The following is a 3,346-nucleotide window of genomic DNA, read 5'->3' on the forward strand; positions in this document are numbered from 1 at the left end:
TTATCCCCACTTCGTGGGGGCCCCACCTTCCCCTTTCCCCAGCCATCACGCAGCATTTTTGGGTTGGCAGACTACTAGTGGTAAGGTGTAGCTCATATCCCATAAGAATGAATAGTGCTGAGTTAAAAGACTGCCACACCACTTGTTTTACTTGAGGTTTATCTACGTGTAGTTTATGTAATTATGGAGTGCTTTTTATCACTAAAATAGAATAAACACCCCACTACCGCTACAGCACCGAGTATAGTCAACTGGATGAATAGAGCAAAGTCTGTTTCCAGTTGGCTGTTTTGTTTTTGGTAATAGATAATAGGTCTTGTCCAATAGCCAATTACCAGTTTTCCTGCAGCTTTTATCCGAAAATATTTTAAAGTTTAAGGAAATTAATCAAATATATTTACTTTAATTTGATGTATACTTTAATTTTTTTACAGCACTTGGGGGCTACTTGGGATGTAAGCATGTCAGCACCAAACCTAAGGGTGTGTCTGTTAGAAGTTAAAAGTTACCAGAATTCTAAGTAAAATACTTAATTAATTACAAATGTGCAACTTGAATTGAATAAGCTTTGCCAGACAAGCATTTGGGTGTTAAATTCACTGAAACTCCCTTTCAACAGCTTTATTAATCTGTGCTGATAGCCACAAAACTCCCAGTTGCCGTTTGGTCAGAAAATCAGCCTTAATATATGTTATTACATTCACAAATGCCAGAATGTCTTGAAGAAAATTGCTGAGTTGAAAAAACTCTTAGAAACTCTATTTAGCTTCCCCTTAAAATATGTTAGTCCGATAGTTAATAGCTATAGGAAATAGAGAATATTTCTCCCTACTAGGTAATGGGAATGAATCAGCAGCTAGGCAAGCGTTTTGTAAAGTTAATCTTTGGACTAAAACAATCGCTTAGTCGAGGACACAGAGAATTGATTACTGCCGTCAGCGTTGCAGTCTGCGTCGTGCTGTTGCACTCCATTGGATTATTGCAATCTTTGGAGTTTGCAGCTTTGGATCAATTGTTTCGCTTACGTCCAAATGAACCACCGGAAGAGCGTATTACAATCGTAGTGATTGATGAAGCCTATTTGAACGAAATACGTTCGTGGCCGATTCCAGATGCGAAGATTGCACTGTTGTTGCAAAAATTAAATTTCCACAAACCCCGTGCTATTGGCTTAGACCTCTACAGAAATTTGCCAGTAGAGCCTGGTAATCAAGAACTGCGTAATACTTATAAGTCAATGCCCAACTTAATTGGTATTGAATTACTAGCAAATGACAAAAACAAAAACGTTAGTGTTTTGCCTCCACTGGGACTAAATCAGGATCAAGTGGGCTTTAATAACGTGCTGTACGATCTTGATGGTAAAGTACGTCGCAGTTTGTTGTATTGGCACGTTGATGAGCAGTTACACGAAAGTTTTGCCCTCAAGTTGGCTTTATTGTATTTAAAGCCAAAGGGAATTACCCCCACCAAAGCAAAAAACAACCCTAAGTATTTGCAATTGGGTAAAGCAGCATTTACTCGTTTTGAGGCTAATGATGGTGCTTATGTGGGAGCTGATGATAGAGGATACCAAATTTTGGCTAATTTTCCCAAACCTAAATGTCAAAGTTCATCTAGAGAAATTTGTAATTTTCGTCAGGTATCGATAAAAGATGTACTGGCAGATAAAGTCCAAGAAAACTTAATCAAAGATCGGATTATACTGATTGGTTCTACTGCACCTAGTCTTCAGGATTTTGTATTTATTCCCTACTCCAGCAGTCTAATGGGTACGGCAAAGCCCGTACCTGGGATTCAACTGCAAGCTTATTTTATTAGTGAGTTAATATCTGCTGCTCTTGATGGACGACCATTATTAAAATTCTGGTCTGACTTAATGGAATACTTGTGGATTTTTATCTGGTCTTATCTGGGAGCCGTGACGATATGGCGGATACGACACGCTACTAGAAGTCTGCTTTGTATCCTAGTTTCTTGCTTTGTATTGACCCTGACTACATACCTTGCTTTTTTATACGGTTTGTGGATACCGCTCGTTCCCTCATTGTTTAGCTTTGGCAGTTCAGCTATTTGGATGATCAGTCATATTGCCCATATCCAGGAAGAGTGGAAACGTTCTAAAGAATTTTTGCATCACGTAATCAACACGATTCCCGATCCAATTTTTGTGAAAAATGAACAACACCAGTGGATTGTTTTAAATGAAGCCTATTGTCGATTTATCGGTTATCCAAATAAATTGTTAATTGAGAAGTCAGATTACGACTTTTTCCCTAAACATGAAGCTGATGTGTTTCGACAACAGGATGATCTTGTGTTCCGAACTGAAAAGCCCCAGGAACATGAAGAAGAGTTTACCAATGCAGATGGACAGACTCATCAAATTGCCACTAAGCGATCGCTCCACAAAGACGCAGCTGGCAATTTCTTTTTAGTTGGGGTCATCCGAGATATTACTCAACGCAAGCTCATGGAGGAGCATCTGAAGCGGACTGCTGCTGAACTATTCCAGTCTAACAATGAATTAAAACTCAAAGAAGATCACTTGCGTTATTTGGCGTATCACGATCCCCTCACCGGTTTATCCAATCGCAAATTTTTTGCCGAACAACTTTACGAGTCATTACATTGGGCGCAACACAATAACCTGTTACTGGGACTGTTATTTATTGATTTAGATGGCTTTAAGCAAGTCAATGATACTCTGGGGCACGAGACGGGCGATCGCTTGCTAATGACTATCGCTGGAAGACTCAGCAACTCTTTACGCGCTAGTGATACAGTTTCTCGTTTGGGTGGCGATGAATTTACTATAATTTTGCGGGCAATTCCTAATGTCCAGATAGCTGCTAAAGTCGCCGAAAAAATCTTAAGCAGTATTACCAAGCCAATTGTTTTGGATGGCTATGCAATCCGAATCTCTGCCAGTATTGGCATAAGTGTCTACCCATACAACAGCCAAGATAGTGAAAATTTGATCAAACAAGCTGATGCAGCAATGTATCGTGCCAAGCACCTGGGTAAAAATCGCTACGAGTTTGCTTAATTAGTTAAGAGTTAAGTCTCCATATTTTTCTCCCTACAGTAAAAAATTTTACCGTTAAATTAGGACTATTAACTTTAAATATGTGCAAGGCACTATTTTGAAAAAGCATTTCGTATATGACTAGAGGTAGTTTTTTAGTCAAGATAGAGACTTAGCAAGGGTTTTGGGACTGATAACTAAAACTAAGAAGATAAGTGAAAAAAGAATTCATCATCAGAATTAATTAGAAAAATTATTTTTCTAAAACTTTTATGTAATTATTTTTACACATAAAAATATACTTATACTATACGAAAT

General features: G+C 38.3%; 1 protein-coding gene. It reads left to right on the forward strand.

Going from position 1 to position 3,346, the window contains the following annotated elements; translation table 11 throughout:
* Nucleotides 1–844 precede the first annotated feature (844 nt).
* Nucleotides 845–3,049, forward strand: a complete 2,205-nt coding sequence (locus tag G1O98_RS37480; RefSeq protein WP_163939425.1) for a CHASE2 domain-containing protein — start codon at nt 845–847, stop codon at nt 3,047–3,049.
* Nucleotides 3,050–3,346 lie beyond the last annotated feature (297 nt).

The sequence above is a fragment of the Nostoc sp. UIC 10630 genome (assembly GCF_010747425.1).
Classification (GTDB): domain Bacteria; phylum Cyanobacteriota; class Cyanobacteriia; order Cyanobacteriales; family Nostocaceae; genus Nostoc.

What these genes read in the sequence shown, in the direction of transcription:
- G1O98_RS37480 (WP_163939425.1), top strand. Translation starts at nt 845, where the DNA reads ATGAATCAGCAGCTAGGCAAGCGTTTTGTAAAGTTAATCTTTGGACTA.